The following is a 25,455-nucleotide window of genomic DNA, read 5'->3' on the forward strand; positions in this document are numbered from 1 at the left end:
TAATAGGTTGCCAGCAACCACTGGCAACCTCATCCATTACACCGGTATCAGCGGCGGGCGGCGCGCCTCGCAGAGGACGCCGAAAATTCATTGCCTCGGTAGCCCGGCTCAAAATCATAGGCTGGGTAGTTATCGTCCAAGCCATCTATGTAATAGCGCTTCGCTTTAAGGTCGTAAGTCATTTCCATGGTAGTCCAAAATGCTGGCACGCTGTAATAGCTGATGTTGTGGGCTTCTGATACCCGCCACAAATTGCCTGCCTCATCATACTCTTCGGACATCAGGATCTGCCAACTGTCTTCATCAACATAAAAAACCCGGCGGTCGTAGATGTGCTTGATGCCAGTACGGCGGGTTGCTTCAACCACCCAAACCCTATGCAGCTCATAACGTGCCAGCTTCTGGTTGATATGGCCTGCGCGGATAACATCATTCGGCTTTACCGACTGATCGTGCAGCATGTAGGCGTTATAAGGGACGTAAAGCTCACGCTTGCCCTTTAACTCCCAGTCGTACTGGTTCGGCGCGCCGTTATACATATCTTTCTGGTCAACCGAGCGCAGCGATGAAGAATTGGGCAGATCCGTTTCATAGGCAAGATTCGGTGAACGCCTCAGACGCCGTGAGCCCGAATCATAGCGCCACGCCAGTCGCGGTGAGCGCACTTGATCCAAGGTTTCGTGCACAAGTGTAATAGTTCCAGCTATAGAAGATGGCGAAATCGTATCGGTTTTAAGATAGAAAATCTTGTTATCGATTTCCTCAAGCTCAGCGCCTTGTTTGCCGTAGGCGAAGTAATAATCGTACTGGGTGACAACCGGGTTGTAAGAGCCGTCTACTTGAGGTGTCGCTGATCCGCTACGAAAAGATACCTCTTCACCACGGTATCGCAAAATGTGATTCCAAATGACTTCAAGACCACTCTTCGGAATTGGGAAGGGACTGGTCGTAATGGTTTTGCGCACACCATTACCGTTATCCAATACCTCCGCGCTTAGAGCGTTTTCGTAAAACTTCTCATATACACGCTCCGGAAACGCAGCTGTGCGTCGAGTTTGGTATACCGGCATAAAGAAGTTCGGACCGTATTGGCTCAACATTTTGCGCGAGCCGTCAGACAGTTTGTCTTTATAGAGATGCATATTGTCCGCAGTGATCACGAACAGTGGCTCGTCATCCGGGAAGGGGTTCACTTCAACCTGCCCTTTACGCCAGTTCGCAGGCGCCTCGGATAACCCGCCTGTCCACTCGGGAATGCTGCCGGAAGCATTTGCTCCACGCTCCGCACCAACCGGCGTCAGGTCCTGCTTTAGACGCTGCGCCTCAGCAACCGACACTGCTGACAAAACCTGCCCGGAAAATCCGAACGAAAGCAGTGCAATACATGCGATAAAGTGGCTCCGCATTCCTCACATCCTCCAGACAATCAAAGAAACCATAATCAGTATGTACTTTTTGCCAAATTCAAACGCCCGTTTCAAGAAAATGTTTGTGTTTTATTGTCACCTAATGACAAGACTGAAGGGGTAAAGAAATCTTCGAACCAAAATGTTAAGATAGCGGATTGCTTTAAGGTGACGTTTGATGGCTTCTCAATGGTATTCGCTGGTTTCACAAAAACTGTTTCTGGCCAGCACACTGCTAGATACTCCCGCACCGGCACCCATTAATGCAAGCCCGTCGCCGGTACAAAAGCTGCAGCAAGAGGCTGCAACTCAAGGCTGTATCGAGTTACTGCTAAGGGCAAGGCGGTTGCTACTCGTAATGGTTGCCAGACTGTATCAAAAGCGGTCGGAGACGCCTTCCTCTGTAGCAGAGCTCGCAAACTTGATTGGCGACCAAACCGCAGAAATACAGATGCTTTTAGCGCTTGAGCAGAATAGCGGAAGCTGGTGGAATCATCTTGACCAACTTGAGGCCGCGCAGAACAACCCGCCAGCCATGCGCAAGACGGTCAGCGCGGAGAATATTATTGCCGTATCTGCAGAAGCAGGGCCTGAACGCTCTGCCCAGTCCCTCAGAGAAACCCTGCAAGCCATGAAACAGTTTGCCGACAACTTGGAAGAACAGCACGGAGAGTGGTAATTCCTCACGTACACAGCTTTCGGTTCTCAACTTAAAAGGTTATTGAAATGTCACCATCGTTTTTCGAGATTGTACAATTGAACAACGGCGATTACGCCCTGCGACGCATTGACGATGATAGCGCGCCTCTAGTACGCATTTCGTTTTCAACAGAAGCCCGTGAAATGATGGAAAACCGGGATATGGCTGTTGCCAAGGCGATGATTGCTGCTGGCATTGAAGCGGTTGGAAATGTGTCTCACGACATAGACTGGGAAGATGACGAGCTGGACGTTTCAGACGCTCAGCCCGCTTACACACTTCACTAAAGTGCCATTTAACGCTGCCTGAGCACTACGCCGTGGCTGTTGCCTTCGGCAGCCGCTTTTTGCAAGGAGGAGAACGCAGCTTTGCCCAGCTTACCTGTCCACATGACGACTGCGTGGCAGGTTCCAGCACTGAGGGCAATTTCTGCAAGCTGGCGCGCCGGGTATTCCGCAGTGGAGCGCAAAACCAAAAGTTCACCAGTCACAATTCCGTGCATTTTCTGCCACTTGCTCACGAGTGCCTGGGGCGGATCGATCCACGCCAGCCAACGCTTCTCCTGATTGAGCTGGGTCAACATCGGCAAGAGTAGCTGGAAATTTTCCACCTGACCTTCCGGCAAGATGATTTCCGTAACATTGCCAGCCGGGCCAGCCGGCTGTGAGTCTGCCACATTAGAAGTATGCCGAGCTCGAATGACCGTTCTCTGCTTTCGAGCTGTATGTTCCGGCACCGGGCTGGGCAAAACACTTTGCTGCCACGCCATGTTCTGATTGAAGCTAAGTTGTTCCATAAGTCACCCGTTTTTCAATGTGTTTGTCGGTATCCCGGTCTGATCAGTGCAGATCAGACCGTCGGATAACACCCACACCCAGCCCTTCTATAAACAATTCCTGCTCTTTAAGGTCGATTTCAATAGGCGCGAACTCTTCGTTCTCAGCAATCAGATAAACCATCGAGCCTTCTTTTTTAAACCGTTTCACTGTGACTTCATCCCCTACTCTTGCCACAACTACTTGGCCGTTGTGGACATCTTGAGTGCTGTGCACGGCGAGAAGGTCGCCATCCAGAATACCGATATCCTTCATGCTCATACCTCTAACACGAAGCAGGTAATCGGCGGAGGGGGAGAAAAACTCGGGCTTCAACGTGCAGTGGTCTTCAACATGCTCCTGAGCCAAAATCGGGCTGCCTGCAGCTACTTGGCCAATCACCGGCAACCCGGGGTCTTCAGCAACATCTGGCAGACGAATACCCCGGCTGGCCCCCGGAACCATTTCGATAGCGCCTTTCCGAGCCAATGCCCGCAAATGCTCTTCCGCTGCATTCGCCGAGCGGAACCCCATTTCTGTGGCGATTTCCGCACGTGTAGGTGGGTAACCGGTTTCATCGACCGATCGACGAATAATGTCCAGTACCTGAGTTTGTCTTGCTGTCAGCTTCATTGTTTCGCTGCTCCGCTTTCTGCATGCAGGGCTTGTGCATGCCGGGACTGATATCTGATGGCGTATACAGTAAAACGAGCCATCCTGTTCGTTTATACAGTGTTTTGACTATATACAGTGTTTTATCCAGTGTAAAGACAGGCGCCTTATTTTCTTGCGGGCCGTTAACTATTGGCACTTACGTAGTGTGATAGAGTAAAAAAATCTTACATTCAGCATTAGTGAGTCTTATGAGCCAAGCTATCGCATTGAAAATGCCAGACATAATGAACACCGCCGACGGCAACGAGCGCAGAGTGGGGGTGGAAATCGAGTTATCCGGGCTGGGGTACCTGCAGCTCGTTGAGCTGGTTGGGAAGTTGCTGGGAGGCGAGGCCAAACCGGAGTCCCGCTATGTAAGCAAGCTTCAGACGCCTTTAGGCGATTTTATTATCGAGCTTGATTCAGACCCTATTAAAGACCTTGATTTGGCGGACGAACGTTTGCCCGAGTCCATCCGAGAGCTTGGCGGGCAAGCGATGGAAGTTATAGACGCAGCCGCCGAGATGATTGTGCCATTGGAGATTGTCAGCCCGCCGGTGAAGTTTTCAGATCTGAATCAGATTGAAACGCTGGTTGAGGAGCTACGTAAAGCGGGTGCGCTGGGTAGTAGGGAGGCGATTTATTTCGCGTTCGGCTTACAGCTTAATCCGGAATTACCCGATCTAAAACCCGCAACGCTCATTCGTTATTACCAAGCATTTGCCGTTCTGTACGACTGGCTCAAGGCTCGCCATCAACTGGATATCAGCAGAAAATTAACACCTTATATTGAGCCTTGGAGCAGCCGTTATACAGATTTGCTGGTTGCGGATGGCTATGAACCAGATCAACGCCAGATGATGGTTGATTACCTTGAATACAACCCCACTCGCAATCGCGCTTTGGACCTTCTTCCGCTGTTTGCCCATCTGGACAAACCCTTGCTCGACCAATATGTGGAAGACCCGCGAATCAAAAGCAGGCCAACGCTGCATTATCGGCTCCCGGATTGCGACATTGATAATCCTAAATGGCACTTTTCCAGTGTTTGGAACGACTGGGTAGTGGTGGAGCAACTCGCAAACCATGCAGAGGATCTCTCGGAGTTGCGCGCTTTATTCAGAGAAAGCCGGAAGATTAGCCTGCACAATCTAACCCATAGCTGGCAGGAAACCTCGGAAAACTGGCTCGAAAGCAAAGGTTATGTCTGAACTACGCAATCCCGAGGACAGTCTGCCCGGCCTAACGATAGGCATTAGTGGCCCTTCCCGAAAACGTGTGGCGCAACGCTTGATAGCGCTGGCACTTCGGCTCAAAGGTGCGCACACCTATTACATCCGCCCCGGAGCGCGTGTGGATGTATCATTGCTGGATGGTTTAGTGCTTTCCGGGGGCACCCATGTGCATCCGGAATTATATGGGCAGGAGCCGCAGGTCAGCGCACGTTATGACCGCGCACGAGACGCCACTGATCAATTACTGCTCAAACAAGCAGAGGCTATAGGTATTCCCGTGTTGGGCATTTGTAGGGGCGCGCAGTTCATCAACATATTCCATGGAGGGTCTCTGTGCCAAAACGTGACCCCTTTACGGGTTAATACCCGACACCGCCCTTTGTTGTTACCCATGCAGACTGTACGTCTGGTCGCTACAAGCCGTCTTGGCAAACTTATGGGAGCACCGGTAATCGGTGCCAATCGGATACACAGCCAGACAATCAAAAATCTAGGTAAAAACCTGAAAGTAACGGCGGTGGACAACGACCTGTTTGTTCAAGCCATTGAAAGTACCCGTGGGCAGTGGCTGATGGGGCTTCAATGGCACCCCGAATACCTGCTTTACCATAGCGGGCATCGACGTATCTTCGGCCAGTTTCTAGAGGCTGCCCTCTCATTCAAATTGGCCCGGTTGGAGTTTTTACCCGGCAGGGCCTAACCGTTTACCCGCTTAGGGGAGGAATATCGCATGGCAAAGAATCATCTGAAAACCCATATCCTTTATGCATTACCGCTTCTTGTGCCAGGTCTGGCGTTGGCTGGCGAAGTGTCTTTGACCGGCGAAGGCACCGTTCGCTATGAGCCCGACAGCGCACGCCTAACATTTACCGCCAGCGCAGAACATGAACAGCCCAGCAAAGCCACCGAGCAAGTTGCATCTCTGATGGATCAATGGCGCGAGGGTATCAGTGAGTACCGGCACAAGCTTCAGGAATATTCCGACGCCTCTGTTAACTTATACAGCCGCACCCTGCCCTCTGAACCCAGAGGAAAAGAACCGCAAAAAAGAGCCGTTGCCTCACAGACCATTAGCTTCAGCATTTCGGATCTTTCACTGCTCAACCCTTTGCTGCAACAAGCTCAATCGCTCGGTCTGAATTACAATCTCGGCCCCCATCAGTTTTTCCATTCCGAGGAAACACGAATGGAACAGGAAGCCTTGGCACTGGCCATTGCCAATGCGAAATCCCGTTGCGAGTTTGTAGCCAAACAAGTGGATCAGAGCTGTGGCGATGTTGTGTCGCTTAACATTAACGGTGGCCACCGCCCCGTGCCGATGATGATGGCGGCTGAAGCCAGAGGCGGCTCAGATACAATATCCAGCGTGGGGGAGCGGGAAATCAACGCCTCTGTGAACGCAACGTTCGAGCTCGACTAATTTAAAAATCCCGCGTGTAGAAGATATCCAGAGAAGCGGCCAAGCCACTGGCCGCTTCCAGATAGAAATAACGTCCCAAATCATAACGCAGTGCCACCGTGCTGATAGGCTCGAAAATTCCCACCCCGTAGCGAATACTAAGCTCGTCGGTGAGGTAGCCACTGGCCACCACCGATGTTTGATCGCCACTACCTTCGGCCTCTAGAGTCAACTGGCGAATACCAAAGCCCTCTCCTATCTGGCCAGTTACCTTATTCACCTGAGTTAAGCCCAGTGAAATAGCAGCGCGACTCATCTGGCCATCATCACTCTGGCCCCGGGGAGCGCGACCAAGGATGACATAAGACAAGGCATCAGACTGCGGCATGTCCGGGCTGGAAAACACTTCGGTTGTAGGCGATTGAACCGGTCCGCTTAGGCGAATTCCCGCGACCACTGTATCTACCTGCCGGATGGCTTCGATATCCAAATACGGCTGCACCAGATTGCCAACAAATAGCAACCGCGCGCGCCGCAATTCCAGCTCCTGACCGTAAGCTTCGTATTGGCCATTGACCAACTGCAGGGTGCCTCTGGTGTCCATGTCGTTATGGATGCGCAAGGTTCCCTCCAGATCGCCCGTCACACCAAATGCCACAAAGCTCACCCGGTCTTCGCCCACTACAACGGTAACGTCCATTTCCAGAGACTGTATAAGTGGCTCCTGCTGCTCCACACCAACAATCACTTCATCCTCAGATACCGACACCGCCTGCGCAGGCAAGCCTTCAATTTCAATATCACCCCGGGGTACCTCAATCCTGCCTTCCACACTCAACGCGCCTTCACGGAATGCGATGGTAAGGTCTGGAGCCACTTCCAAATGTGCGTAGGGTTCGATACTGAAAGGCAGCCGTTCGCCGGTAATGCGAACCTCACCGCCTGGAGCGCCTTGCCAATCAACCTCACCTCGAATAACAGCTTCACTGCGGGCATTGCTTCGGATGCGGCCGCGAATATCAGCGGAGTAGCCGTCAAGCTCAACACTGACCGTTACTTCCTCCATGGGCAAAGGTAAGCGCGGATCGACCACCCGCCCATTGGTAAGAGCCACCTCGCCTCTCACCGCAGGTTTCATTAGCGGCCCGGAAATGGTGCCCTCGCCATTGACTTCGCCAGCGACTTCTTCAAGGCCGGTAAACAAGCCAGCCAGAGCAATATCCAAGCCTTCCAGCTTAAATTTGCCTTCAACCGGTCGATCTTCGGCCATCGGATCCAGACTCATGTCTACCGAAAGCTCGCCAAGTACAGGCCCAGACAAACGCACAGCGAGGTCCGCCTGATCTGGCCTCAGATCCAGTTCCGTGGTTAGCGTCTCGTAACCCAAAGTTTCCCATTCACCATCCAGCAATAACTCAAAACGTCCTTCGCCAGCATCAAGCGCTATGCGGCCATCCGGCCCCGCATCGGAAGAGCTGAAGTCGATTTCGCCGTTTATGCTGGAATGCCAGCGCAAGTTCTCTGGCAGTATCGGTGCCAGAGCCGTGGTGGGAAAATTGTCGATGCGGTAAACAATTCTCGGCACTGGCAGCAGCGTTTGATCATCAGCGCAGATTGAGCTTTGCTGCCAGCGCCAACAGTGGGCAGCAAAACTGAGTTCACCGTCTGCGCCATAAACAAGCCCAGCAGGTGATGCCAGCTCCCAACTCTGCTCCTGGCCGGGCACATCCACAACGCCTCGTGTAAGCTCACCTCGCCAACTCGCCCAGGCATCACCCGCAGCCCCCTTGAAATCCAACTGCAGCCTTGCGTCTTGATGCTGGGCATCAATAGCCACCGAGTGATCACCCTGAGTACCCTGAGCCTTAACGGTGAGCGATTCAACAGTCTGTCCGGCTGCCGTGATGCCTTTGCCGTTCACCTCAGTGTTGAGGCGGAACCCGGACTCCAGCTGAGCATCAAGATTCAGAGTTTCAACGACCAACAGATCCTGCCAGCGCAGCTCGGTCGTATGGGCAGTGAGATCACCACGTGGGTCTTCGGGAGTACCCGTGAGCCTAAGTTGAAGGTCAGCTTGCCCGCCAAGGCCCGGTAAAATCTTTTCCGGCTCCGGTAGCTTCAGGTCGAGATCCGCTTTTAATTGTTTGCCCCATTGGCCGCTGCCTTCAACGCGGTTGTCACCAATAACCAACTCTAATTCCGGAACTACCCAATCACCGGTTGCGGTATCCAGCTGGCCAGCGATGGTGGTCGGGCTGGAGCGCCACTGGCCCTTCAGGTCCCAGCGTGCCTCCATAGCGGGAACCGGCCCATCGGTGAGCTGTCCTTTTGTTGTAACGCCACCGCTGAGGCTGGCCTCCAGAACCGGTACCCAATAGCCCGGGTTAAAGTTCTCCAGCTCCAGTGCGGCTTGCCAACTCAAAGGCCCAGAGAAATTAACAGCGCCATCCCCCGTCAGTGAGCCTGCATCGGTTACCGCTGAAAGCTTCGTTAGCTGCGCCTGAGAGGCATCACCGTTAATCGATGCTGCCAATTCTGAACTGCCCTGAGGGGAGTCAACGCCAGCGGTCAGGTTGGCTTGGTAGCGCCCATCGCGCCAAGAGGCATCACCATTCAGGCTACGCAAGGTAACCGGCGGTTCATCCAAACCAGCAATTAACGAATACCACGGAAATTGATTCAACTGTATGTTCGCTTCCGCGCTCAGACCGCCCTGCCATTGGGTAGTGCCGGTTACGACGACATTTCGGGTTGAGCCGCCCGCCTGATTCTTGTCTTCTTCGCCCTCTGCAGAGAGCTCCAACCGTATGCCCCGGGCCTCGGCGGTTGTAACCAAACCCTCTAAGGCGAGCTCGATCGGCCCTTCGGTACCCGGCAAGATAGCCCGACCTTTGGTTTTGAACCCACGCTGCAGGCTGCCTTCAGCCTCAGCAAACCAGTTTTTCAGTACCAGCGTATCCGGCAGCGTTTCCACAGCACGGAAAGATTTTGACGTAACCCGTATGCGCACAGGTAAACTCGCGGCCAAAGGCTCCACCTTGCCTTCCAGAGCGGCATTGAGATAACCCCGGCTCTCGCCGGCAAGCGTTAGGTCTCGCACACTGCCGGAAAGCGCCAAATCAATAGCCCAGTCACTGCCATAGGGGGGCGGCAAAGAAGCACTGACTTCAAGGTTAATTGGCCAGTCTCTTCGCGTCTCAACGCGGCCAGAGGCGGTTAGGGTATAGTCATCAAGTTGATAATAGACTCGCTCCAACTGCCAATCGGCCCCGGAGCCGTCTGCATCAAGCTCGAGCTTGTCCCACACTTTGCTGCCATTAAACGTAAACGTGCCAAGCCTTACATCGCTGATTCTCAATCCAAGCGGTAACTCAAACCCCGGCAGGCTGATATCCCCACCGCTCGCCTCTTCTTCCGAGGGCTGAATGTTCACGGCAAGTTGTTTCAAATGTAGGGTTTCAAGGCAGAGCTGTAGATCAAAAAGGCAGGAGGGCGACCAGTCTATAAGCGGAGCTTCAATCGCTACACTTATCCCATAGCCTTGCCACCTAATACGATCTGCCTGCCAGGTTCCAAACAGCGAACCATGATCGTTTACCGCCTCAAGCCCCGGCACCTGCTCAATCACCCAGGCGGTGCCCGTTTCTGACCGTAGGGCAAGCAAAACCGCAGAGACAAGAGCAATCGGTAAAAGAACAAGCAAACCGAGAAGCAACAGCAACCAAAATCGAACGCGCCCCATAGGTTTGCGTTTAGGCTGCTGTGGGGTATCTATATCGTTATTACTTTTATCTGCTTCCGTCACAACTCTGGCCCCATGGAGAAGTGAACCCGCCACTCGCCACCAAATTCAGGATTTAAGCCCTTGGCGATGTCCAGACGCAACGGACCTAGCGGGCTAATCCAGCGAATGCCGGCACCCGCACCTGTGGCCAGAGGGTCAAACAAATCGTTAATGGCATTGCCATGGTCAACGAAGAGAGCCGCCCGCCACTTTTCAGCAAACTGGTACTGGTATTCTGCGCTGCCGACCACTGTGTAACGGCCGCCCACCGCAACCCCGTTGTCGTTTTCAGGCGAGAGAGTCTGATACCCGTAGCCACGCACACTCTGGTCACCACCGGCGAAGAAGCGCAAGGACGGCGGTACATCCTCGAACCGATTGGTTCCGACGCCGCCTATCTGAACCCGTGATAAAAAGCGATGCTTACCCGCGAGTGTAAACAAACCTTTGGCAACGGCATTTATATGCAGGATATCCACGCTGGAAAGCGCCGCCCTGTGAGAGCCGGTAACATTAAACTGCAAGCGGTAGCCACGAGAGGGATCCAGCGGCGAGTCGGCGTGCAATTTGGAATAACCTATCCCGGGTAGTAAAAGCGTACTTGTGCCTTTTTCATCGTCTCCGATGTTAAACCGCTCCCCCTCCCAGCGCAAAGACAACACCTGTAGCCACTCGTTGTCGAGCTGGTGCTGCCATTGTTGCCCGAACGTTAGCAGGTCAGACTCAACATTCTCTATATCCTCACGCTGATAGCCCGCTGTGAATCGGATTAAGTCCGTCATGGGAGGGTCCAACGGCAATTCATACCAAGTGCTCAGGTTTTGCCTTGGCCCCGAGAGTTCCGTTTCTGCGCCCCGCTTGTGGCCCATCTGGTTAATCCAATGCTCCCGCCAAGTGCCACGAAAGCGTGGTCCCACATCCGTGGAAAAACCAAGACCTGTCGAAATGGAACGGGGATCCCGGCGGGTCAAACCTACTTGCACGGGAATAACTCCGTTCTCGGCATTCGAAGGCCCGGCATCAATATCCACGCCCGAGAAATACCCACTGCCAAGCAGGTCGCTGTTGAGCTTTGCGACTTCATCCGCGTGATAGGGAATGCCCGGCTCAAAAGTCACAAATTCATGCAGAAGGCGGCTTTCGAACCAATGCCCCTCTTCAAAGGTTACGGCGCCAAGCCGGTACCGATCACCACTCTCGAAAACCAGAGTAATGTGTGCCTCCAGAGCTTCCGGATCAACTTTAAGGGTGCGGGTAACAAGACGACCGTCAAAATAGCCTCTGCGCCGAGCACGAGTTTGTAGTACGTTTCGAAGGCTGGTGTAATCGCCGTGATTCAGTATATCCCCTTCGGCGGGATGATCGGGCAGGTTATCGGTGAAGTGCGAATCCGTTGCAGCAGCCCCCCGAATTTCAACCGTGCGGGATTTCACACGCACCGGATCACCAGGGGTTATATCCAAAATTAGGCGGGCCGTTTCTTCTGAATCACCGTCTTCTACCTCCCAATCTATAGTTGGGCTGTAGTAGCCTAACGCTCGCAGCCCCTTGCCAGCTTGGCTAACAGCGGTCGATGCGTAGCGCCTAAGATTGCTGGCACTGCGACCTTCTACCTCACCAATAAAAGCTTCGGCGTTTTCCTTCAGGCGTGGGTAGTCGCCGTTGACATGAACCTCAACCTGTTGCGCCAAGCCGGTAGAAGACCACAGCAGAAGCAGCAGGCCCAGAAGCCGAATCCGTCCCGATTTCAAAATGTGATCAAGTGATAGCATCCGGCTGTTTCAGTGTTGGTCGCAATAGAAGTGATTATCGCTCAAGCGTGAGAGTTTAACGGCGGCCGGTCAAGTTAATCTGCGGCCAGACAAGTCGTCGGCCCGGTTCAAATGCGCTAATCTGTCGGACGACCTGCGCAGGCTATTACACCACAGAGGATGGATACCAGCGAATGCTGAAAATTAACCGCGAGAATTTGAAATCCAGCCACCAGCTTATCTGGCTGATTATCGACTTCCTGATGCTGGGCCTGATCATCATCAACCTCGCGTTCATTATCTGGGATTCAGTTTACAACTTCGTTGCCATACAGAACGTAATGAAGGAGCAGTTTCCGGCGCTTCAGGCGGCCTATCACCCAATCCATGAGAACTTCATTTTTTACGATGCCATGTTCGTTGCTGTCTTTTTGGCTGAATTTTTTATGCGTTGGGGCTATGCAATCAAGGCCAAAGTATACGACCGCTGGTACTTTTACCCCTTTATCCACTGGTATGATCTGGTGGGCTGTATACCTGTAGGAAGCTTGCGGTTCCTTCGGATATTGCGGGTTATTTCCATTGTGTACCGCCTGCACCAATACAAAATCATTGACGTTACCGACACCGGAATATACCGCTTCATAAACTTCTACTACGAAGCCTTTATGGAGGAGTTATCAGACCGCATTGTGGCCAAGGTGTTGAGCGGTGTGCAGCACGAGATAACGCTGGGTTCGCCGCTTTTCGAGAAAATACAGAACGATATTCTGTACCCGCGTCGAGAGATGTTATCCGGCTGGATATCCCAGCGGGTTGCTCAAGCGGCGAAGGAAGGCTATGTACCCAATCGCGGCGCTCTGAGAACCTACCTTGAGGACCGTGTAGACCATGCACTGAAGCAGAATGTGGAATTGTCGAGATTGAAATACCTGCCCGTGGTGGGTTCGACCATTCAGGAAACCCTAGAGGATGCGGTGGGCGATATCGTAGCCAACGTTATCCAACAGATATTGGAAGATCTGGCCTCCTCTGCAAATCATGCGTTTATTGAAGACATAGTAAACGCGTTTATAAGCGGGCCGGATGAACGGAATCACGAAGCAAGGAACGAAGCTTTGATCGCGCTCATTATTGAGATTATTGACGCCATTAAAGGCCAAGTCCGCGTCAAGCGCTGGCGGGAGCAACTACCCTAGCCCGCCCATTACAACAAAAACGATAGCCACAAGAGATGTGACATGGATCCTCTGCATTATCAGCCAGCCCACAATCTACTAGCCCAGCTTGAAGCTGGAACCCTGAGCAGCGAAAAGCTGGTAACCGATCTACTCGCACGAATCCGCGAACATAACCCGGCAGTGAATGCCGTTGTTACTCTTGACGAAGTTCGCGTGTTGGAACAGGCGCGGCAGGCGGATCAGAAACGCACCTCTGGCGAAGCAGTGGGCCCTTTGCACGGCCTGCCCATCACGTTAAAGGACACCTGGGAAGTAGCAGGAATGACATGCACCGCTGGCGCCAGTGCACTGAGAAACCATAAGCCTGAGCGCCATGCAGACGTGGTGCAGCGCCTAGAAGATGCCGGTGCGATTATTCTGGGCAAGACCAACGTACCTGTGTACGCCACAGACCTGCAAAGCTACAACAAGTTATTTGGCGTAACCAACAACCCCTATAATCTGGCCCACACCCCCGGTGGCTCGTCCGGAGGCGCGGCTGCAGCGTTGGCGGCAGGTATGACGCCGTTAGAGGTGGGCAGTGACCTAGCGGGCTCAATTCGTATTCCCGCACATTTCTGCGGAGTCTTCGGGCATAAACCATCGCGAACGCTTGTGTCTTTTCGCGGGCATATTCCCGGACCACCGGGCACACAATCACAACCAGACTTGGCTGAAGGTGGCCCTCTAACCCGGAATGCAAAAGATCTGGCGTTGTTATTCAAAGTCATTGCCGGCCCCAAACCCGTTGATAGCCGGTGCTGGCAACTAGAAATGGCCCCCTCACGACTGGAAACCCTCAAACAAACACGGGTTGGGCTATGGCTGGAAGACCCCCTGTGTCCGGTGGAAAAGGAACTGACAGACGGCTACCGCGAACTGGGCGAGCAGCTAGCGAATCATGGCGCTCTTGTAGCCGATGCCACGCATCCCCTTTTGAGCCTTGAACACACATTGCCTGCCTACTTCAATTTTTTGGGTAGCCTTCTGAGCACCTCCCTAAAGCCTGCCCAGCGCCGCCAACTAAAATGGATTGCCCGGCTGGAAAAGTGGCTAACCTTCTTCGGCCCTATGACACCCTTCATTGGCGAGTATGGCCGCGGAGCAAACCAACCCGCCTACCAGTGGATGGCCATGAGCGAAATGCGGGAAAAGATGCGTGCAGAAATAGAAACCCTCTTTGAGGCGGTGGATGTACTGCTAACGCCGATCACGCCCACTGCTGCCATCCGACACGACCACACCCAACCGGTGTTTAAGCGCCGCATTACCGTTGCCGGACAACCCCGCGCCTATATGGATCAGTTCTGTTGGATTGCCTTTGCCACTTTGCTGGGTTTGCCGGCTACCTCTGTGCCCATTGGGCGCACCAAAGACGGTCTACCGTTTAGCGTGCAAGTGATCGGGGCACCGGGAATGGACCTGACCACCATTGGCTTCGCACAGCTGCTTGAAGAGGCTGGGTTGGCCGGGTTCGAGGTCCCAAAGGGATTTTGAAGAATTCCGGGACAACCCTGCGCAGAGAGCCTACCGGCCAATACAAGGCTCCTGAAGCCGCATGCCGCCGACTTCGGCTATGTTATCCAGAGGTTTGCGTTTTATGACTTACTCATTTTTCGCAATATAAGAGTGATAAACAGTAAGCGACGCGCTCAGGCTATCTCGGTAGGCCGCACCATACTGGTTTCCACCCGATTCCGCCTCGCGAATGGCTGCGGTGTATTGCCGAACACCCTGCTGCGCAAACGCCAAAGCGGCAGGTACTCCATCTCTACCCGCCACAAATGCGAGGCGCTCACACTCTCTGGTTTCTGCGTCACTCATAATACTCCTTGTGCGCGGCCCGGTTTTATTTCAAAGGTTGGTGCAGCATCGCCGGTGTGCGCTCTTCCTCCACAATACCAGTCCTCACTAAAAAATCACCAAACCGCTCTTCAAAAAAACGCTCTTGCTGATACAACCGAAACAGCGGCCGAAGTTCATTAAGTACCGTATCTGTATCTATATTTTCACGATACAACCTGTTCATACGCTGGCCTGAGAAGTCAGCTCCCAAGTATAGATTGTACTTACCCGGCGCCTTACCCGTTAGCGCAATCTCGCCCAAATACGGGCGGGCACAGCCATTCGGGCAACCGGTAATGCGGAGGTTGATAGCATCGGGCTCCAACCCCTCTTCTGCCATAACACGCTCTACGCGAGTCACAAACTCGGGTAGGAAGCGCTCGGCTTCCGCCATGGCCAGCCCACAGGTTGGTAGAGCGACACAGGCCATGGAATTCTGGCGCAAGGGCGAACTGCGGTTTCCCGCATCGAGCTTGTACTCTTCCACGATTGCGTCCACGGCAGTCTTGTTCTCGGGCGATACGTTCGCGATAACCAAATTCTGGTTACAGGTAATACGAAAGCTGCCGTTGTGCACTTCTGCAATCTTACGCAACGCTGTTCGCAACAGCCCGTTTTCAGTATCCGCCACCCTACCCGTGGGGATGAGTAGCGTTAAGTGCTGATGACCGTCTTCACCCTCAACCCAACCAAATCGGTCGCCGTTATGGCTCAAGCTAAATGAGCGCGGCTTTTCAAAGGCTTGCTTGTGGTATTCCTCGAAGCGCTCCCGAAACCAGTCCATACCATAGTCATCAATGGTGTACTTAAAGCGCGCATGGGCGCGATTGGTGCGATCACCAAAATCCCGCTGGATGGCGCAGATGGCTTCACAAGCGTCCACAATCTGCTCCTTGGGAACAAAACCCGCCATTGTGGCCAGCCGGGGATAGGTAGCCGGATCACCGTAGGTCAGCCCCATTCCTCCGCCAACTACCACGTTGAAACCAAGAATTTGGCCAGCCTCAACAATGGCGATCAGACCGATATCATTGGCGAACACGTCGCAGTCGTTTTCCGGAGGAACGGCTAGTGCGATTTTGAATTTACGGGGCAGATATTTGTACCCGTAGAAGGGCTCCTCTTCCTCACCCAGCTTCTGAACACAGTCTTCTCCCAACCAAATCTCGGCATAGGCCGCAGAGCGCCAGCGTAAACGCTCACTGATTGCCAGCGACAATTCATGAATCTCCCCGTGCAATTGCGACTGATGGGGGTTCACGTTACTGATCACGTTGCGGTTCACATCGCCACAAGCGCCTCGGCTATCTAAACCTAAGGCATGTACTTTCTGCATGAACGGCTGCATCTGCTCTTTGAACACGCCGTGGAACTGGAAGGTCTGACGCGTAGTCAGGCGCAGGGTTGAATCCGCACACTCGTCTGCAATTTTGTCCAACCCCAGCCATTGGTCTGCAGTCAGCACACCGCCGGGTAACCGCAAGCGCACCATAAACTGGTAGAGCGGCTCAAGTTTTTGACGGCGGCGCTCATCTCGCACTTCGCGGTGATCCTGCTGGTAAGAGCCATGGAACTTGGTCAGTTTGGTATCGTCCTCCGGCAAAGCACCCGTGGTGCGATCCGCCAGCCCTTCCAGAATGGTGCCGCGAAGGTAGTTGCTTTCACGCTTGATTACTTCGGCTTCAGGCAGTTTCTCACTCATCAGTACACATCCCGCTGGTAACGTTTATCCCGGTTTAGTTGGCGCAGGTAATCTTCGGCCTGCTCCGGATTCAGCCCACCCTGTTCACTGGCAATATCCAGCAGGGCCTGGTGTACATCCGGTGCCATTTTTTCTGCATCGCCGCACACGTATAGGCTGGCACCCCGTTGCAGCCAAGCCCACACCTCGGCGCTGTTCTCCTTCAAGCAATGTTGCACATAGCGTTTTTCCGCCTGATCTCTGGAGAAAGCCACATCCAGCTTTGTAAGCAAGCCGTCGCGACGCCACTTAAGCCATTCCGACTGGTAAAGGAAATCACTGCGGAACCGGCGATCACCAAAGAACAACCAGTTCTCGCCCTTTGCCTCCCGTTCTTCCCGCTCTTGCAAGAAAGCACGGAAAGGCGCAACGCCAGTGCCGGGGCCAATCATAATCACCGGCTTGCTGTCATCCGGCAGCGCAAACTTCTTGTTGGGATCAATATAAATCCGCACTTGCCCACCTTCGCTCATGCGGTCCGAGAGCCAAGTAGAAGCGACACCCTCGCGATCCCTGCCATGGCTTGAATAACGCACGGCGGCGACGGTAATGTGCACTTCGTCATCCACAGCCGCCTGACTGGAACTGATGGAATAGAGTCTTGGAGGTAGCTTCCGCAGCAGGTTAACCAGTTCTTGCGGTGCCAGTTTGGTTATTGGCCATGCTTGAATCAGGTCCAGAAGGTCGCGCCCTTCCGTCCAGGCTCTCAGCTCTGTGCTATCTGCCACCAAGGCTTTAAGGGCATCATCATTCGACAAGTCGGCCCAGTGCTTCATGAGGGGTGGTATTAGAAGGGTAATTTCACGGTAAAAAGCCAACGCTTCCCGCAACGAAACCTCACGCTCATCTGCCGAGACCAACTGTTCGCCATCAAAGCCCAATGTATTCAGTAATTCGTCAACTAGGGCCGGGTTGTTTTCCGGGTACACCCCCACCGCGTCTCCGGGTTTGTAGGTCAGCCCCGAGTCTTCCAGCGAAAGCTCTATGTGCCGCACCTCTTTGTCGGAGCCCCGGCCACTGAGTATTTGATTCGTTAGAATCACCGCCGCGTAAGGGTTCTTGCGGCTAAATATCGAGGCTGGCGCTTGCTCTGCCGTTACTGAGCTCGCAGCCGTTGGTTGACTGGCACCTGCTTCGCTAACAATGGTCTCCAGTACCCTATTGATCCAGTCTTCAGCCAGATCTTCGTAGTCCACATCACAGTCCACGCGTTCAGCCAATGCGGTTGCGCCCAATGCCGCAAGCTTACTGTCAAAATCCTGACCGGTTTTGCAGAAGTGCTCGTAGCTGGAATCCCCCAACGACAATACGCTGTACCGAAGCCCTTCCAGCTTCGGTGCTTTCTTACCGTGGAGAAATTCGTGGAAGTCCAGCGCGTTATCGGGTGGATCGCCCTCCCCATGGGTAGATGCCAACACCGCCAGATACTGCTCACTCTTCAGCTGCTTGGGCTTGTAGTCCGCCATATCCAGCACCTTGGCAGACACGCCTTTATCAGCAGCGCGAGCCGCTAGCTGCTGCGCAAGCTCTTCTGTGTTACCGGTTTGCGAGCCGAATAAAATCGTAAGTTCAGGAGCTGCACACTGAGGTGCGTTCTCGGCACCAGCTGTGTTCGCACCCGGGTTCGCGGAAGCACCGGCACATTTACCGGCCAAAAACCCGGCAAGCCAAAAAAGCTGCCCTTCGTTTATACCATCAAGAAGCTCTGCAAGCCGCGCCTGCTGGCTCGCCGAAAGAGGAGATGAGTTCAGATCTGTCGTCATGTTGGATGATCCGTGTGGGCTGTAAATACATTACTGGTTTCAAACCAAACCTGATGAAACCTGCACGCACTCTAGGAATCAAAAAATGAGCGACAAAATGAAATAGACGGGACAAATAAATCGAAAATTCCGATATACAGCCTAACCCACTGTTTTAAATGGATATTAAACATATTCCAAATGACTCTAAACGAAATGACCTTAATCATTCCGAAGAATAACGAGTTCCTTTTAAGCTAGCGCCTCTTAGTTTCACACCCAAGGAGCCACAAAAAATGCTCCTTGAAAGGAGTATTCAACATGTCTCAGATCACACCTTCACAGGCGCATCAGGTGGTCGTAATCGGTGCAGGCGCTGCAGGTACCAGCGTTGCCGCATCCCTGCTTCGTCAAAGACCGGGTTTGGATGTCGCTATTATTGAACCGAGCGATGTTCACTATTATCAACCGGCCCTCACGCTGGTGGGTGGCGGGGCTTACTCCCTCGCAAAGACTGCTCGCCCTCAAGCCCAAACACTACCAAAAGGCGCTCGTTGGATTAGAGCTGCCGCGCAAGAGCTTCAACCGGAACAGAACCGGGTTATCTTGGATGACGGGCGGATAGTGGGTTATGACACCCTAGTGGTAACGCCGGGACTGAAGCTGGATTGGGACAAAATAGATGGTTTGCGGGAAACGCTGGGGCGCAACGGCGTTTGCAGCAACTACGACCCGTCACTGGCGGAATACACCTGGCAGTGCATTAAACAATTTCGAGGAGGGAAGGCCTTTTTCACCCAACCGCCCGCACCCATCAAGTGCGCAGGCGCACCCCAGAAAATCGCCTATCTGGCCGCAGACTACTTCCGCAAAAACCAGATAGCCGGGCAGAGTGAGTTAAGGTTTTACGCGGCCGGAGGCGCTCTATTCAGCGTTCCTGACTTTGTTCCCTATTTGGAGAAAGTTGCTCGCCGGTACAATATTGGCCTGCTGATGAATCACAATTTGATTGCCGTAAATGGTGATAAAAAAGAAGCCACATTCCGTTTCACCGACGGCAATGGAGATGTACAGGAGATAACCGAATCCTTTGACATACTCCACGTAACGCCGCCGCAATGCGCACCGGATTTCGTGAAAAACAGCCCGCTGGCAAATGCCGATGGCTGGGTAGACGTAGACCAGCACTCGCTGCAGCATATGCGCTTCAAGAACGTATTTAGTCTGGGTGATTGCAGTTCGCTGCCCACCTCGAAAACAGCGGCGGCCGTTCGCAAACAATCGCCGGTAGCGGCTACCAACATTTTGGCCCAACTTGCCGATGGGCAGCTGAATGCAAGCTACGACGGCTATACCTCCTGCCCCATTGTGACTGGCTATGGCAAAGTAATGCTTGCAGAGTTTGTATATGGCGGCAAGGTAACGCCGACACTGCCGCTGAGCCCGTTTAAAGAGTCTGCATTTTATTGGCAGGTTAAGAAGCGCGCCCTGCCTCCCTTCTATTTTGATTACATGCTGAAGGGACATGAGCGCGATATAGCTCATAAAGCTCGTTAAAGCGGATAGCACGTTTATGGTCATAAGTTGCGAATACAAACTTAAGGACCAGAGGTAATTGTGGCTCTTGGCTTACTTACCGGTTTGCTGTTTCTCCCATCCGCCGCCCAGTGCTTTATAAAGATCCACCGCAGCTATCAGTCGCGATATCCGCAGCTGTACCAGTTGATCTCGGGTTTGGAACAGGGTGCGCTGGGCTTCTAGTAGTGTAAGCAGCGCATCACTGCCTTCTTTATAGCGCAGCTCCGTCAACTCAAGTGTTCGGGCTGCGCGCTCGTTTACGGTTTGCTGCAGCTCTTCCCGGTACTGGCTGGTCTGCACGCGATCCAGCGCATCATCGGTTTCCTGCAATGCGGTCAGGATGGTGCTGCGATAGTTTTCAACCAACTCCCGCCGCTGCGACTCACTGACCGCCTGCTGCGCATCAAGGCGTCCACCGTCGAACAAAGACTGGACCACCGAGAGACTCCAGCCGGCAGTTTTCACTGGATCCGTCAGGCTAAGCAAATTGGTACTGTTGACACCGGCATTCAAGCCAATCGAAAAAGACGGCAGCAGAGCTGTGCGCGCCTGTTCCACATTGGCATCAGCGGCCTGAAGTCTTGCCTCTTCCCGTGCCAAATCCGGGCGCCGGGTGAGCAGTTCCGGCGGCAGTCCCGCATCGACCGACGGAAGCGTCATGGTCAACAACGTATTGTCAGCGGATTTCACCTCAAAACCCAAGGGTGAAGCTCCAACCAACACCGCCAGCGCTGACCGAGTTTGTCGGTATTGCAGTTGCAGGGGGATCAGGCTGGCCCGCTGATTCAGCACTTCTGTTTGCTGGCGCAGCAACTCAGCGCGGTTTGCAGCACCATTCCGGTAGCGCACTTCAACAATTCGCTCAACTCGCTCGGAAATACGTAAGTTTTCCTGTGCCACCCGCAACTGCTCCTCCAACCCTAACAACTGGAACCAAGTAGTGGCCACGCTACTGGCGAGGGTCAGGCGCACAGTGTCGTAATCAAACGCGGTCGCTCGAAAAGAGGCCTCAGCTGCATGACGACTAGCCGCAAGGTTACCCCACACATCCAGCTCGTAACTGGCCGTAAGGGAGGCAGAGGTTGACTCGCTGCGCTCGGAAGGGCCGCGCCCATCAGTAACCCGAGACCCTGTAGCTCCGGTTAGTCCCAACGACGGCAACAGGCGGATGCCTGCGATACGCGCTTGCTGCTCAGCCTGAAACACGCGCTCTGCCATGGCCGCTAAGTCAGGACTTTGTTCAAAAGCCCGACTGATAAGCTGGCTCAGTTCAGCTGAACCAAAAGCCTGCCACCAGAACCGATCCGGAGCCACGCTGTTTTCCCCAATATCCCTCGGAATATTCCATGTTTCCGTGCTCTCAAGCGAAGGCCGTTCAATTGGGGGTGTAACGGCGCAACCAATGAGTGTTGCTGTGGCAATCGCCAACAACAGCGCCCGCAACTCACACACTCTTTTGTTTATAAGCATTTCTTTACCCTTTACTCCGCCGCCAGCGCCGTAACCGGATCTAATCCAGCGGCCTTTCGTGCAGGCAGAAAGCCAAACAGAAGCCCAGTACCAAATGCACAACCGAAGGCGAGTAACACCGGCAACAAAGAATAGCTTATCGGTGTACCAAAATGAGCCACTAGAGCCGCCGCCCCGAGCCCAAGGCCTACGCCAATCACACCACCCAATGCCGAAACAGCCAGCGCTTCCAGCAAAAATTGCTGCAAGATATGGCGGGCGCGAGCACCCGTGGCCATGCGTATCCCGATCTCCCGTGTACGCTCAGTCACACTAACAAGCATGATGTTCATGACACCTATACCTCCCACTAACAGTGAGATCGCTGCCACGGAACCTAGCAACCAGGTGAACGTGTCTTGAGTCTCGGAAACTGTATCAATCAATGAGGCCATGTTGTAAATCTGAAAATCCTCAACACCGTGGCGCTGAAGTAGTAACTGGTGTACTTGCGCCTGAACCTCATCCATCAGCGAGGTGTCATCCACCGCAATGGTTACGTTGCGCAAATGCCTCTGACCGAAAACCCGCATACTGCCGGTGGTATAAGGCACGAGAACCACGTCATCCTGATCCTGCCCCATGGGCGACGCCCCGCGCTCACTCATCACTCCGACCACCTGAAATAGCACATTACTCATCAGGATATAGCGTCCCACCGGGTTATCTGGCCCGAACAACGCTATAGCTGTGGTATTGCCAAGAACGGCTACTGGAGCATACCCACTTTCGTCTGCCTGATTAAAAAAACTGCCCTGCTTGACTGGCCACTGGCGAACGATAGGAAACTGCCAAGAGGTCGCGTTCACCTCTGCCTGATGGTCAGCATTAGCGTGGCGCAGGGTCTGGTTACCCGTAAGTTCAGGCACCGCAGCAATGATATTCGGCAAGGTATTAATGGCATGAACATCTTCTGGCACCAATGTGGCAATGTTCCACCCACCCCTCCTTTGCCCTGGAACACCAGGCCGCACCAGCAATAGGTTACTGCCCATAGCACTGATGCGATCCACCACCGCCTCACGGGCACCGTCACCGATCGCCAGCATCGTAATCACTGAAGCTACACCTATAACAATACCCAGCAATGTCAGTGCGGTACGGAACAAATTACCCCTCATGGAGCTGATGGCTGTGCAAGCCCCCTGATAGAGTTCCCTGACAATAGAAGGGTTGTGCTTTAAAGGCTGTCGCTGGAGCCGCGGGCTGGCAATGACATCTGGCGGGCCAGGATCTCTCACTATTTGACCATCAGCGATCTCAATCTTGCGATGCGCATGCTCAGCCACATTGCTGTCGTGGGTGATCAAGACGATGGTGTAGCCTTCATCCGACAGCTCTTTTAGTAGTTTCATCACCTCGCGGCCGCTATGACTGTCGAGGGCGCCGGTAGGCTCATCAGCAAGGATGATCTCACCGCCGTTCATCAGCGCCCGGGCGATGGATACCCGTTGTTGCTGACCGCCGGAAAGCTGACCCGGACGGTGGTCCATGCGATCATCCAGCCCCAGCCGTTGTAACAGACCGGCCGCCCTCTTCTGACGTTCACTCGTGCGCAGGCTAGCGTAGCTGGCAGGCATTTCAACGTTTGCACTGGCCGACATACCCGGCAACAAATTGTAGCTCTGAAACACAAAGCCAAACGATTCACGGCGCAAACGCGCCAGACCATCGCGATCCAGCTTTGACACATCGCGCCCATCGAACCAAAAGTGACCACTGGATGGCCGGTCGAGGCAACCTAGGATATTCATTAAAGTAGACTTGCCAGATCCGGAAGCCCCCATAATGGCTACAAACTCTCCCCGGTGGATGCTCAGGTTGATCCCGCGCAATACCTGTACGGCTAGATCACCGTTATGGTAGGTACGGGTAATATTTCGCAATTCGATCAGCGGTTGCGCCATAATTACAACCTCATGCCTGGCATCCTGCGTGAATTACCCGATGAACTTTTGGCGCCACGTTCACCGCGCGGGTTGCTCACTACTCGCTCCCCCTCTTCCAGACCATCCAGAATTTCAACCTGCACCCGATTCGAGACGCCAACTGTTACCTTCCGTTGTTCGATTACACCGCCACCACCTAACACCTGAACTGTTGGAGCTGCCCCACGTTGATTCAGGGCTGTTACCGGCACCAATAATGCGTCATCGGTTCTGGCGTTAACAAAAAAGACCTGAGCGGTCATTTGTGTCATCAACCGACCTTTCGGATTGGGCACATCAAACACAGCGTTATAGAGCACGACGTTATTTTCGACTACGGGAGTGGGCTCTACTCGGTCCAGATGGCTTTCCCAGCGTTGCTGCTGATTGCCAAGCGTGGTGAAGTAGACCGACTGGCCCTGCTTCAGTTTGCCAATGTCCGCTTCTGAAACCTGTGCCTCAACAGTCATCACAGACAAATCAGCAATGCGCATCAGTACAGGTGCCTGCTGGTTTACGTTCAGAGTTTGGCCCTGACGAGCCTCAATCGAAACAATGGTGCCATTCATAGGCGCATAGATACGGGCATACTCCAGATTGGTTTCTTCCGCCCGGAGGGTTGAATTCGTCTGCTCTATTTGGGCACTGATGGCCTCAACTTGTGCTTTCGCTGACCTCAGGCTTGCTTCAGCGATCTGTGCTGCTTCACGACTTGTGGCTTCTTCCCGTAAAAGGTTCTGCTGTCGCCGATTCTGTATTTCTGCAAGGGTAAGCTGTGCTTCCCGCTCCATCAGCTGCGCTTTCTGGTTACGAAGCTGTGCGCGGATTGCATCTACTTGGGCGAGGTATAATTTGGCATCGATCTCTGCCAATAGATCACCCTCTTTCACGTCCTTTCCAACCTCAACGTGAAGCCGCTTAAGCTGCCCCGAGACCTGTGCTCCTACATCCACGTAATCCCGCGGCTGCAACACACCCGTAGCCGTCACCAGATCTTCTAGCCCTCCCCGCTCCACGGCCACTGTCAGTAAATTCTCCTGGGGCTGCTTGTCCTTCTGAAGCCACCAACCCGCAGCAATTACAGCCACAAGAACAAGCAGCACTGGCCAGACAAACTTTTTTGGGAAAAACATGCGCACCTCATCACCCATTCCATTCAAGACACACTCCGAATACAAAAGAGCTTGAGCGGGATTATGGGCAAAAAGGTGCATGCGTAGTATGGCTAGAAGCCGGCTTTACGTAACATTTACGCGGTGATGATTTCCGTTATTACCGGGTGATAGCGGCAATCACTTCATCTACCTGCAGCTTGGTACTTTGTAAGCCTGCCCCGGAGAGGTACCAAAGCTTGGCATCAAGCACCGTTACTGGTGCGTTGGAACCCGCAGCTTTGAGTGCCTGTTTCAATCTACTCAGATCCATAGGTTCATCGCCGATTGCCGCGCTGCGATCTACGATCAACAGGGCATCCGGCGCCATTTTAGCGATAACCTCCGGCGTCACCGGAACGAACACTCTTGTTCCACGAGTTACTGGCTTCACCTCCTCAGGAAGTGCCGGCTCTTGCAAGCCTAACAACTCAAAAACAACCGGCTCCCGGCGCAGTGAAAAATGGCCATTATTGTGAGTAACCACCACCACTTCCGGAACGTTTGATATAGCTTCACGCCGGCGTTTTATGTGGCTCCACAGCTCACTAAGGCGATCGCGGGCCGCGCTCTCATGATCATACAGCGCAGCAAGCCCCATGACCTTTTCTGTAACACTGGTTTGGTAATCCCCCCCCTCAAGGCTAACATTGCGTATCTCGGCAATAGCTTGAAGGCCTTCCAGATTTGCGCTCTGGCGCCCAGTGATCAAAATAATATCTGGGTCCGCCCCACGAACGGCATTCAAATCGGGAGTTTTAAGGTTGCCTACATCTGTGCGGCCTTGCTCAATGCCACTCAGGTAATCTGGCAATCCAGTCAGAGGTACCGCAATCACTTTTTCAGCCAGTCCCAGTTCTATCAGAGTATCCAGCGCACCATGATCAAAGCTCGCTACCGTTGGGCCTCCGCTACTAGCCTGAGCAGTGGCTATGGCACCAGCGGACAGCGCTACCAAGGCAACAGCAGTGAACGCAATTGATTTTAACAAAGCCAT

General features: G+C 53.5%; 20 protein-coding genes. 8 read left to right on the plus strand and 12 right to left on the minus strand.

The window, feature by feature from the left end; genetic code table 11:
* Positions 1-47: 47 nt before the first annotated feature.
* Complete coding sequence (locus FE845_RS02460; protein ID WP_200361588.1) at positions 48-1,406, minus strand: DUF1329 domain-containing protein; 1,359 nt, start codon at positions 1,404-1,406, stop codon at positions 48-50.
* Positions 1,407-1,584: 178 nt separating this feature from the next.
* On the opposite strand from FE845_RS02460, the gene FE845_RS02465 reads away from it, so the two are divergent.
* Complete coding sequence (locus tag FE845_RS02465; protein WP_200361589.1) at positions 1,585-2,085, plus strand: DUF6586 family protein; 501 nt, start codon at positions 1,585-1,587, stop codon at positions 2,083-2,085.
* A 47-nt stretch (positions 2,086-2,132) separates the two neighbouring features.
* The gene (locus FE845_RS02470; protein WP_200361590.1) at positions 2,133-2,393 is read left to right on the plus strand and encodes a hypothetical protein; all 261 of its coding nucleotides are present in this window, start codon (positions 2,133-2,135) and stop codon (positions 2,391-2,393) included.
* An 8-nt stretch (positions 2,394-2,401) separates the two neighbouring features.
* Here the strand turns inward: FE845_RS02470 and FE845_RS02475 are convergent, their stop codons facing one another.
* Both FE845_RS02475 and lexA read right to left on the minus strand, forming a co-directional pair.
* Positions 2,402-2,902: a cell division inhibitor SulA gene (locus FE845_RS02475; RefSeq protein ID WP_200361591.1), complete on the minus strand. Its 501-nt coding sequence runs from the start codon at positions 2,900-2,902 to the stop codon at positions 2,402-2,404.
* 43 nt (positions 2,903-2,945) lie between these two features.
* Positions 2,946-3,554: a transcriptional repressor LexA gene (lexA, locus tag FE845_RS02480; RefSeq protein WP_200361592.1), complete on the minus strand. Its 609-nt coding sequence runs from the start codon at positions 3,552-3,554 to the stop codon at positions 2,946-2,948.
* A gap of 230 nt (positions 3,555-3,784) precedes the next feature.
* Here lexA and FE845_RS02485 point away from each other — a divergent pair, with 230 nt between their 5' ends.
* From FE845_RS02485 to FE845_RS02495, 3 genes are read left to right on the plus strand one after another with little or no spacing between them, the layout of a single operon-like run.
* A complete protein-coding gene (locus FE845_RS02485) occupies positions 3,785-4,786 on the plus strand; it encodes an amidoligase family protein (RefSeq protein WP_200361593.1) in 1,002 nt (333 codons plus the stop codon).
* Positions 4,779-5,510 (plus strand): gamma-glutamyl-gamma-aminobutyrate hydrolase family protein, encoded by a 732-nt coding sequence (locus tag FE845_RS02490; RefSeq protein ID WP_200361594.1) that lies wholly within the window; start codon positions 4,779-4,781, stop codon positions 5,508-5,510. Before FE845_RS02485 ends, FE845_RS02490 begins: the two co-directional genes overlap by 8 nt.
* Before the next feature lie 30 nt (positions 5,511-5,540).
* Positions 5,541-6,230: an SIMPL domain-containing protein gene (locus FE845_RS02495; protein WP_200361595.1), complete on the plus strand. Its 690-nt coding sequence runs from the start codon at positions 5,541-5,543 to the stop codon at positions 6,228-6,230.
* 1 nt (position 6,231) lies between these two features.
* On the opposite strand, the gene FE845_RS18765 is transcribed toward FE845_RS02495, so the two are convergent.
* On the minus strand, positions 6,232-9,951 hold the full coding sequence (locus FE845_RS18765) for a translocation/assembly module TamB domain-containing protein (RefSeq protein ID WP_265091976.1): 3,720 nt from the start codon (positions 9,949-9,951) through the stop codon (positions 6,232-6,234).
* A 59-nt stretch (positions 9,952-10,010) separates the two neighbouring features.
* Positions 10,011-11,765, minus strand: a complete 1,755-nt coding sequence (locus tag FE845_RS02505) for an autotransporter assembly complex protein TamA (protein WP_200361596.1) — start codon at positions 11,763-11,765, stop codon at positions 10,011-10,013.
* A 173-nt stretch (positions 11,766-11,938) separates the two neighbouring features.
* Between FE845_RS02505 and FE845_RS02510 the strand changes: the two genes are divergently transcribed.
* Both FE845_RS02510 and FE845_RS02515 read left to right on the plus strand, forming a co-directional pair.
* Positions 11,939-12,943 carry a hypothetical protein gene (locus FE845_RS02510; protein WP_200361597.1) on the plus strand — a complete coding sequence of 335 codons (1,005 nt, stop codon included), beginning with the start codon at positions 11,939-11,941 and terminating at the stop codon, positions 12,941-12,943.
* A gap of 42 nt (positions 12,944-12,985) precedes the next feature.
* Positions 12,986-14,461, plus strand: coding sequence for an amidase family protein (locus FE845_RS02515; RefSeq protein WP_200361598.1), 1,476 nt, complete (start codon positions 12,986-12,988; stop codon positions 14,459-14,461).
* 108 nt (positions 14,462-14,569) lie between these two features.
* Here the strand turns inward: FE845_RS02515 and FE845_RS02520 are convergent, their stop codons facing one another.
* From FE845_RS02520 to FE845_RS02530, 3 genes are read right to left on the minus strand one after another with little or no spacing between them, the layout of a single operon-like run.
* Entirely contained in the window at positions 14,570-14,788 is a 219-nt protein-coding gene (locus tag FE845_RS02520) for a hypothetical protein (RefSeq protein ID WP_200361599.1), read from the minus strand.
* A gap of 25 nt (positions 14,789-14,813) precedes the next feature.
* Positions 14,814-16,511 carry an assimilatory sulfite reductase (NADPH) hemoprotein subunit gene (gene cysI / locus FE845_RS02525; protein ID WP_227713999.1) on the minus strand — a complete coding sequence of 566 codons (1,698 nt, stop codon included), beginning with the start codon at positions 16,509-16,511 and terminating at the stop codon, positions 14,814-14,816.
* Entirely contained in the window at positions 16,511-18,313 is a 1,803-nt protein-coding gene (locus tag FE845_RS02530) for an assimilatory sulfite reductase (NADPH) flavoprotein subunit (protein ID WP_200361600.1), read from the minus strand. The genes cysI and FE845_RS02530 overlap by 1 nt, the downstream gene beginning before the upstream one ends.
* Before the next feature lie 300 nt (positions 18,314-18,613).
* Here FE845_RS02530 and FE845_RS02535 point away from each other — a divergent pair, with 300 nt between their 5' ends.
* Positions 18,614-19,849, plus strand: coding sequence for an FAD/NAD(P)-binding oxidoreductase (locus tag FE845_RS02535; protein ID WP_200361601.1), 1,236 nt, complete (start codon positions 18,614-18,616; stop codon positions 19,847-19,849).
* A 72-nt stretch (positions 19,850-19,921) separates the two neighbouring features.
* Here the strand turns inward: FE845_RS02535 and FE845_RS02540 are convergent, their stop codons facing one another.
* From FE845_RS02540 to FE845_RS02555, 4 genes are all read right to left on the minus strand, one after another.
* Entirely contained in the window at positions 19,922-21,340 is a 1,419-nt protein-coding gene (locus FE845_RS02540; RefSeq protein WP_200361602.1) for an efflux transporter outer membrane subunit, read from the minus strand.
* A gap of 11 nt (positions 21,341-21,351) precedes the next feature.
* A complete protein-coding gene (locus FE845_RS02545; protein ID WP_200361603.1) occupies positions 21,352-23,286 on the minus strand; it encodes a MacB family efflux pump subunit in 1,935 nt (644 codons plus the stop codon).
* A gap of 2 nt (positions 23,287-23,288) precedes the next feature.
* A complete protein-coding gene (locus FE845_RS02550; protein ID WP_200361859.1) occupies positions 23,289-24,458 on the minus strand; it encodes an efflux RND transporter periplasmic adaptor subunit in 1,170 nt (389 codons plus the stop codon).
* 121 nt (positions 24,459-24,579) lie between these two features.
* Complete coding sequence (locus FE845_RS02555; RefSeq protein ID WP_200361604.1) at positions 24,580-25,455, minus strand: ABC transporter substrate-binding protein; 876 nt, start codon at positions 25,453-25,455, stop codon at positions 24,580-24,582.

It is taken from the genome of Marinobacter sp. 1-4A (genome assembly GCF_016597725.1).
In the GTDB taxonomy this organism is placed as follows: Bacteria; Pseudomonadota; Gammaproteobacteria; order Pseudomonadales; family Oleiphilaceae; genus Marinobacter.